This window comes from Corallococcus sp. CA053C, assembly GCF_003611675.1.
Classification (GTDB): Bacteria; Myxococcota; Myxococcia; order Myxococcales; family Myxococcaceae; genus Corallococcus.
In genome coordinates this window covers 1-8,973 of sequence record NZ_RAWA01000408.1, presented here as the reverse complement: position 1 = coordinate 8,973, position 8,973 = coordinate 1, and the positions used below count along the sequence as shown (strand labels likewise).

The window sequence follows — 8,973 nt, the reverse complement described above, 5'->3', positions numbered from 1 at the left end:
GGTGAGCGGGGTGCTCGCGGGCACGGGACTGGCACTGCTGCTGGTGCCCGGTGCGCTGCGCGGACGCATGGGATGGGGTGACGTCAAGCTGATGGCGGGCGTGGGCTGTGTGCTGGGGTTCCCGGCGGTGCTCGCGGCGGCGGCCTTCATCTCGCTGGTGGGCGCGCTGCAGGCGGTCGTCACGCTGCTGTGGCAGGGGGCCGTCTGGGACACGCTGGCGGCGGTGGCCCGTCGCTGGGCGGTGCGGGCGAAATTGCTGCGCGAGGAAACCTCTCCCGCTCCCGTGCGACACATCCCCTACGGCGTCTCCATCGCGCTCGGGACTTTCTGGGCCATGTGGTGGCAGCAACAACATCTGGGATAGCGCGCCGCCGTCAGCGCGCACGCACGCAAGAAGGGGATTCACACGATGTCCACGCGCTTCACGCATGCCGTAGCACTCGGCGCCCTCGTCACCCTGGTGGCCAGTGCCCCCGCCCTGGCCCAGGAGGGCAGCACCGTCAGCCTCGGGGTCGGCACGCAGAAGGTGCTCACCATCCCCGGCCTGAGCCGCGTCGCGCTGGGCGACCCGTCCATCGCCGAGGTGAAGACGCTCGGCACCGGCCAGCTGCTCGTCACCGGCCAGCAGGAGGGCAAGACGACGCTGCTGGTCTGGAAGTCCTCCGGTCAGCGCATCAGCTACCTGGTGACGGTGCGCAAGCAGGACCCCAACGAGGTCATCTCCGAGATCAAGCGCCTCTTGGGCGAAATTGAAGGCGTGTCCGTGCGCATGGTGGGGGATCGCATCTACCTGGACGGTCAGGCCTACACGACGCAGGACGCGGACCGCATCGAGCAGGTGGTGAGCCTCTACCCGAACGTGAAGTCGTTCGTGAAGATCGCCCCCAACGCCAAGAAGCTGGTGGCGCAGAACCTGAACGCGGCCTTCCAGAAGGCGGGCCTGAAGAACGTGCAGGCCAACGTGGTGGGCGCGACCATCTTCCTGGAGGGCTCCGTGGAGAGCCAGCAGGACCTGCAGAAGGCGGAGCTCATCACCAAGGCCATTGGCGAGAAGGTGGAGAACCTGCTCGTCGTCGGCATCAAGCGGATGATCCTCTCGGAAGTCCAGTTCGTCGAAATCCGCCGCAACAGCCGCGACCGCTACGGCATCAAGTACCCCACGGACATCACGGGTGGCCTCAGCGCGGCCGTGGACCTCACCAAGTCGCTGATGCCCGGCGGGGACGCCATCACCAACCTCACCATGGGGGCCACGGGTTCGTCGGAGCTGAGCATCGGCTTCCAGGCCAACGACGGTTACGGCCGCCTGCTGGCGCAGCCCAAGCTGGTGTGCGCGAGCGGTGAGAAGGCGGAGTTCCTCGCCGGCGGCGAGGTGCCCATCCCGCTGATCACGAACACGCAGTTCACGGTGGAGTACAAGCCCTACGGCGTCATCCTGAACATCCGCCCCACCGCGGACCGCAACGGCAACATCCAGACGGAGGTGGAGGCCGAGGCCTCCGAAATCGACACGTCCGTGTCGGTGTCCTTCGGTGGTTCGTCCGCCATCCCCGGCTTCCGCACCCGCAAGGTGAAGACGAACGTCACCGTGCGCCACGGAGAGACGATCGTGCTGTCGGGCGTGTTCAGCCACGACGAGCAGAAGGCCGTCGCGAAGCTGCCGGGCCTGGGCAACATCCCCATCGTGGGCGAGCTGTTCAAGAACCGCGCGTTCGACTCCACCAAGCGCGAGCTGGTGATCTTCGTCACCCCGCGCATCGTGAACCCGGACTCGGACAAGGTCCGGAGCATCATCGAGGACGTGAAGACCCGCTACAAGCAGGCCCGCTCCGAGGTGAACTTCAACATCTTCGACTGAGCCCCGGCGCCCGCCACGGGCACCCCTTCAGCGAATGGCTTCGACCTCCGGGCCGGCCCCGCTCCCCTCCAAAGGGGGGAGGGTGCCGGCCCGAGAGCTTGCGGGCAGGCGAGCGACCGTCGCAGGAGTCTTTGAGGTCGCAGGAGGGCTTGGTAGCATCCCGACCCATGTTTCTCATCACCCTGGCGGAGAAGGGCGGCGGGACGGAGCAGCGGGAATACCCCAAGAACGAGGTGACGATTGGCCGGCTCGCCGGCAATGACATCGTCCTCGGGAAGGGGAACGTCTCCAAGTACCACTCCCGCATCGTCGAGAAGGACGGACGCTTCATCATCGTGGACATGAAATCCACGAACGGCACCTTCGTGAACGGCAAGAAGATTGCCGGACCCATGGTCCTCAAACCCACGGACCAGGTCTCTATCGGCGACTACATCATCAACGTGGAAGCGCTGGAGGACGCGCCGCAGGACGCGAACGCCGACGAGGGCTACGACGAGGAGCAGGGCGAGGAGGCCTACGAGGAGGAAGAGGCCTACGAGGAGGAGGAGCCCTACGAGGAGGAGGCGCCCGCCCCCGTCGCCGCTCCCAGCAGCCGCATGCCCGCGTCCATGGCCGCGGCCATGGCGAAGAACAAGAGAAAGGTGGACCCGAAGCTGGAGCGCTACTCGCGCCTCCAGAAGGAGATCCACGACCGGCTCATCGAGTACCTCGACCTGCGTCGCATGGACATGGACCGGCTCGGGGACGAGGAGCTGTGGCGCCGCACCGAGAAGGCCATCCGCGACATCATCGACCAGATGGAAGCGGACGGAGAGCTTCCGACGGACGTGGACCGCGAGGAGCTGCTCACCGACGTCATCAACGAGGCGCTGGGCCTGGGGCCCCTGGAAGCGTTCCTCGCGTCGGAAGAGATCAGCGAGATCATGGTGAACCACGCCAACCAGATCTACATCGAGCGGCGGGGCAAGCTGACGCTGTCGGAGAAGACCTTCTCCTCCAACCAGGCGGTGCTCGGCGTCATCGAGCGCATCGTGGCGCCCATCGGCCGGCGCATCGACGAATCCAGCCCGCTGGTGGACGCGCGCCTCAAGGACGGCAGCCGCGTCAACGCCATCATCCCGCCGCTGGCCCTCAAGGGCCCCTGCATCACGATCCGCAAGTTCAAGAAGGACGCGCTGAAGATCCAGGATCTCATCAAGTACAAGACCGTCACCGCGCAGATGGCCGAGTTCCTGGAGATGTGCGTCACGGCCCGTCGCAACATCGTCATCTCCGGCGGCACGGGCTCCGGCAAGACGACGACGCTGAACATCATCAGCTCGTTCATCCCGGAAGGGGAGCGCATCATCACGGTGGAGGACGCCGCGGAGCTGCAGCTTCCGCAGGACCACTGGGTGCAGTTGGAGAGCCGGCCGCCCAACCTGGAAGGCAAGGGCGCCATCACCATCCGCGAGCTGGTGAAGAACTGCCTGCGCATGCGGCCCGACCGCATCGTCGTGGGTGAGTGCCGCTCCGGCGAGACGCTGGACATGCTCCAGGCGATGAACACCGGCCACGACGGTTCGCTCACCACGCTGCACGCGAACACGCCGCGCGACGCCATCGCGCGGCTGGAGACGATGGTGCTCATGTCCGGCATGGAGCTGCCGGTGAAGGCCATCCGCGAGCAGATCGCCAGCGCCGTGCACCTCATCGTGCAGCAGACGCGCTTCTCCGACGGCACGCGAAAGATTTGCTACATCACAGAGGTTTCCGGGATGGAGGTCGACATCGTGACCCTCCAGGACATCTTCTATTACAAGCAGGATGGTTTCACCGAGGACCACAAGGTGCGGGGCCGCTACGTGGCCTCGGGCTTCGTGCCGAAGTTCTATGACGAACTTCAGCGCAAGGGCCTTCCGGTGAACATGAGCATCTTCCGCGAGGACTGACGCGCCCATGGCAACCCTGGTCGTCCGTCACCCTGACGGCACTGAGCACGAGCACGAAATCGCTGGCGAGCTGAAGATTGGCCGCCAGCAGGGCAATGACCTCGTCCTCACGGAAGGGGGCGTGTCGCGGCAGCACGCGCGCGTCTATGTGGAGAGCGGCACCGTCTACATCGAGGACGGGAACAGCCAGAACGGCACGTTCGTGGACGGTCAGCGCATCGAGGGGCCCACGGCGCTGGTGCCGGGCTCCCAGGTGTTGCTCGGCGACTACGAGATGAAGCTCAAGGGCAGCGCGAAGGGCTCCAGCGGTCGCCGCGCGGCGACGCCTCCGCCCGACGACGTGGGCGACCCGGAGACGCTCGCGGACTCGCCGGTGAAGGGCACGCGCGCGATGCCCAGCATCAAGGCCAAGGCCACCGCGAACGGGGCCGCGAAGCCCGCGGGCGCGGCGCTGGCGAAGCGCCCCGCGCGGCCCCTGCCGACCGGCGTGGTCGCGGGCGTGGGCGCGGGCCCGGTGCTCAAGGGGATGACGGGGCCGTGGGCCGGCAAGTCGTATCCCATCGGCGCCACGCTGCTGGTGGGCCGGGCGCCGCCCGCGGTGGTGATGCTGGATGACGACTCGGTGAGCCGCAAGCACGCGGAGGTCCAGCGCGAGGGCAACGTCGTGCGGGCGCGCGACCTGGGCAGCGCCAACGGCACGCTGCTCAACGGCGAGCTCTTGGGGCAGGAGTTCGTGGACCTGCAGCCCGGCGACGTCCTCCAGTTCGGCGTGGTGGAGATGACCTACGAGGCGTCCGACACGCCCGCGCGGCGTCCGGGCACGGGCGCGGGCGTCCCGGCCCGCCGGGGAGGCCGTGCGGAGCCCGCGACGGACAACCGGCGCAAGATGGCCGTCATCGTCGGCGGCGTCGTGGCCCTGCTGGCCGTGGCGGCGGTGGTGAAGGTGTCCTTCGCGCCGGGCGTTTCGAAGAACCCGAAGCCCACCCAGGCCGTGGCGCAGGACCCCCAGCAGCAGGTGCAGGACCTGCTCAGCGAGTGCCGCTCGTACGCGTCCAGCGACGTGGGGCCGCCCAACTGGGAGCGCGCCGAGCAGACCTGTGAGAAGGCGCTGGACCTGGACCCCATCAACGCCGAGGCGAACACCCTCGTGCGGCGCATCAAACTGGAGCGGGAGGCCTTCGAGAACTTCGAGTTCGCGAAGAAGTCCGTCGAGCTCAACCGCGAGAAGGATGCCCTGCTCGCGCTGCGCAAGATTCCGAAGGAGAGCGAGTACTTCCGCCGCGCCCGCGCGAAGGCGCGCGAGTCCGCCGAGCGGTTCGTGGAGCGCGCGAAGGACGACTGCAAGCGCTACCTGGGCAACGCGCAGTGGAGCGCGGCCGTGCCCCGCTGCCAGGACTACATGGAAGTGTGGTGCCAGAAGCAGAGCAAGGAGGACCTGCAGCCCCCGCTGGGCCAGGTGCTGCGCCTGGAGGGCGGGCTGCGCCGCAACGAGTGGCGGCCCAAGGACCCCATGTTCGTGAAGTTCCTGGTGGCCCGGCAGAAGCTGGACCGCAACGCGGCGCCGTGGGCGTGCCCGGTGTCGGACGTGCTCGCCGAGGACAGCCTGGGGCCGGATCAGGCCAGCGAAGTGCGCGCCATGATGAACAGCCGCTACAGCCCGAAGCTGATGCAGGCGGCGATGATGGACTACTGGACGGGCCGGGGCAGCGAGGCGATGGCGACGTTGCAGAAGCTGCGCTCGAAGGAGGACTCCGCGCAGTTCCACGCCCTGGCGGACGAGCTGATTCGGGACGTGTCCAACGTGGATCAGCTCTTCAAGGCGGGCGAGAGCGCGCTCACCAAGGATGACCCCGAGCGCGCGGTGGAGCCCTTCAAGGAAGCGCTGGCGACGGACAAGCGCCTGATGGGCGAGCTCGCGGAGACGCACCTGTCCTTCTACCGGAAGAACATCTTCCAGGACATGGCGTCCAAGTCGTACCAGCGCGGCAAGCACTTCGCGGACCGCGAGGACAAGCGCCGCGGCTGCAAGGTCTGGAAGCTGGGCTTCGACTTCTACAAGGGCAACACGGACCTGAACCGCGCGGTGGCCTTCTGTTCGACGCAGGCGCAGCAGGCGCTGTCGGAGGTGGCCGGCTGCCAGGACCTGTCCATTGTCGAGGACTTCGCCGTGGCGGGTGACGGCATCGCGGAGATGGTGACGGCGAAGAAGCAGGAGCTGAAGTGCCGGTGAGGGGCTTCGTGGACAGGGAGCGGGAGCCGCGCTAGGGACGGGGGATGGCCGACACCAGCCCCCCGCGCTCCGAGCGCCGCCTGGCCCTCTTCGACGCCTCTGGCTTCATCTTCCGCGCCTACCACGCCATTCCCCCGCTCACGACGAGCAAGGGGGTGCCCACCAACGCGGTGCTGGGCTTCACCCGCATGGTGCTCAAGGCCCTGCAGGACCTGAAGCCCACGCACGTGGCGCTGGCGTTCGACAAGTCGGGCCGCGTGGAGCGCCAGAAGATCGACCCGCAGTACAAGGCGAACCGCAAGGCCCCGCCCGAGGACCTGACGCCCCAGTTCCCGCTCATCCGCAAGGTGGGCGACGTGCTCAACCTGCCGTCGCTGGACGCGGAGGGCTGGGAGGCGGACGACGTCATCGGCACGCTGGCGATGCAGGCCAAGGCCGAGGGCTTCCAGGTGCTCGTCGTCACCAGCGACAAGGACTTCATGCAGATCGTCGACGAGGACATCACCCTCTTCGACCCCCAGAAGAACAAGCGCATGGCCGTCGCGGACGTGCAGGAGAAGCTGGGCATCCTGCCCCGGCAGGTGCGCGACTTCCTGGCCCTGGTGGGCGACGCGGTGGACAACGTCGCCAAGGTGCCGGGCGTGGGCGACAAGACGGCGGTGGAGCTGCTGCACCAGTTCGGTGACGTGGAGACGCTGCTGTCCAAGCTGGACGAGGTGAAGAAGCCGAAGATCCGCGCCGCGCTGGAGGCCCACCGCGAGAGCCTGGTGCGCGCCAAGCAGCTCGTCACCTTCAACACCACGCTGCCCCTGGGCGTGAAGCTGGACGACCTGGTGCGGCGCCCGCCGGACTCCACACGCGCGCGCGACCTGTTCACGGAGCTGGAGTTCTTCGCGCTGCTGCGCGACCTGCCGGCGGAGGAGACGCCGCGGCCGGACGTGGCGCCGCTCGTCACCACCACCACGCTCGTCACCACCGAAGCGGAGCTGAAGACGCTGGCGGACGCGGCGCGCGCCGCGGGCTCCATCACGCTGGTGCCCGCCTACGAGGGCCTGCCCTACGCGGCCCCGCTGGTGGGCCTGGGCGTGGCGCTGCCGGACGGCACCACGCGCTACGTGCCCCTGCGGCACCAGCAGCTGGGCGCGGCCCAGGTGCCGGTGGCGACGTTCGCCTCGGTGATGCGAGACGTGCTGGCGGACGCGGCCGTGAAGAAGGGCGGGCATGATCTCAAGGCGCTCACCCTGGTGCTGGCCAACGAGGGGCTGCCGCTGGAGGGTGCGCACGACGACGTGGAGCTCCTGAGCTACCTGCTCAACCCGTCTCGCCGTGAGCACGCGCTCGCGGACCTGGCGCGGGAGCGGCTGCGCTCGGAGCTGCCCGCGCTGCCGGCGTCGGTGGAAGGCAAGAAGGGCAGGGCGCTGTCGGACCACGGGCCGGAGGAGGTGGCGGCGGGGTACGCGGTGCGCGCGGACGCGGCGCGGAGGCTGGCGCCGGAGCTGTGGCGCGAGCTGGAGCTGGGCGGGCTGGTGGAGCTGGCGCGCACGCTGGAGCTGCCGCTGTTGCCCATCCTCGCGCGCATGGAGCGCGAGGGCGTGAAGCTGGACGTGACGGAGCTGGCGCGCACCTCCGAGCGCGTGGACGTGGAAGTGAAGGCGAAGGAGGCCGAGTGCCACGCCGCCGCGGGCCACGTCTTCAACCTGGGCTCCAACCCGCAGCTGGCGCAGGTGCTCTACGAAGAGCTGAAGCTGCCCATCCTCAAGCGCGGCAAGACGGGGCCGTCCACGGATCAGGAAGTGCTGGAGAAGCTGGCCGAGGAGCACGGCAGCGTGCTGGCGCGCGCCCTCATCGAGTACCGGGGCCTGTCCAAGCTCAAGAGCACCTACCTGGACACGCTGCCGACGCTGGTGGCGAAGGACGGGCGCGTCCACACCACGTACCACCAGGCGGCCACCGCCACCGGCCGGCTGTCCTCGTCCGACCCCAACCTCCAGAACATCCCCATCCGCACCGAGCTGGGCCGTGAGATTCGCCGCGCCTTCGTGGCGGAGGCCGGGCACCAGCTGGTCAGCGCGGACTACTCGCAGGTGGAGCTGCGGCTCTTGGCGCACATCGCCGAGGACCCGGTGCTCATCCAGGCCTTCCTGGACGACGAGGACATCCACAGCCGCACGGCGGCGGAGATCTTCAGCATCAGCCCGAAGGACGTGGACCGCGAGCAGCGCCGCGTGGCGAAGACGGTGAACTTCGGCATCGCGTACGGCCTGTCCGCGCACGGCCTGTCCACGCGCCTGGGCATCTCCCAGGAGAGCGCCCGCGACGTCATCGAGCGGTACTTCACCCGGTACGCGGGCATCCGCCAGTACCTGGAGGACACCGTGGAGAAGGCGCGCAAGGTGGGCTACGTGGAGACGCTCTACGGACGCCGCCGCCTGATGGGCGACCTGCTGTCCAAGAACCGGGGCGTGGCCCAGGCCGCCGAGCGCGCCGCCATCAACATGCCCATCCAGGGCACCGCCGCGGACCTGATGAAGAAGGCGATGCTGTCCGTGGACGCGGCGCTGCGGCAGGAGAAGCTGAAGACGCGCGTGCTCCTCCAGGTTCACGACGAACTGCTCTTCGAAGCGCCGGACGCGGAAGTGGAGGCGGTGAAGGCCCTGGCGAAGCGGTGCATGAGCGCCGTCGCCGAGCTGAAGGTGCCGCTCAAGGTGGACGTGGGCTCCGGGAAGAGCTGGGCGGACGCGCACTGAAGCGCCGCGGGACAAGAAAATGCGGGAGAGCGCCCACCCCCGTAGGCGCCCTCCCGCGACCCCGTCCCCATTTCCCCCCGACAAATATGCCGATCCGTCCGACCGGCGGAGCGCGCGGACCCCCATCCACGCGTTCCGGCGTTCGAACCTGTGTGCGAGCTCACCGCTCCCCCGAGCAGGAACACGCTCCCCAAGGCGCGTCGC

General features: G+C 68.6%; 5 protein-coding genes. All 5 read left to right on the top strand.

What is annotated here, in order from left to right:
• A partial coding sequence (locus D7V97_RS35390; protein ID WP_147445108.1) for a prepilin peptidase occupies nt 1-364 on the top strand: 364 nt, incomplete at its 5' end.
• A 45-nt stretch (nt 365-409) separates the two neighbouring features.
• On the top strand, nt 410-1,858 hold the full coding sequence (locus D7V97_RS35385) for a type II and III secretion system protein family protein (RefSeq protein WP_120615036.1): 1,449 nt from the start codon (nt 410-412) through the stop codon (nt 1,856-1,858).
• 167 nt (nt 1,859-2,025) lie between these two features.
• Nucleotides 2,026-3,792 carry an ATPase, T2SS/T4P/T4SS family gene (locus D7V97_RS35380; protein ID WP_120615035.1) on the top strand — a complete coding sequence of 589 codons (1,767 nt, stop codon included), beginning with the start codon at nt 2,026-2,028 and terminating at the stop codon, nt 3,790-3,792.
• 7 nt (nt 3,793-3,799) lie between these two features.
• On the top strand, nt 3,800-6,022 hold the full coding sequence (locus D7V97_RS35375) for an FHA domain-containing protein (RefSeq protein ID WP_120615034.1): 2,223 nt from the start codon (nt 3,800-3,802) through the stop codon (nt 6,020-6,022).
• Between the two features lie 44 nt (nt 6,023-6,066).
• Complete coding sequence (gene polA, locus D7V97_RS35370) at nt 6,067-8,769, top strand: DNA polymerase I (RefSeq protein WP_120615033.1); 2,703 nt, start codon at nt 6,067-6,069, stop codon at nt 8,767-8,769.
• Nucleotides 8,770-8,973 lie beyond the last annotated feature (204 nt).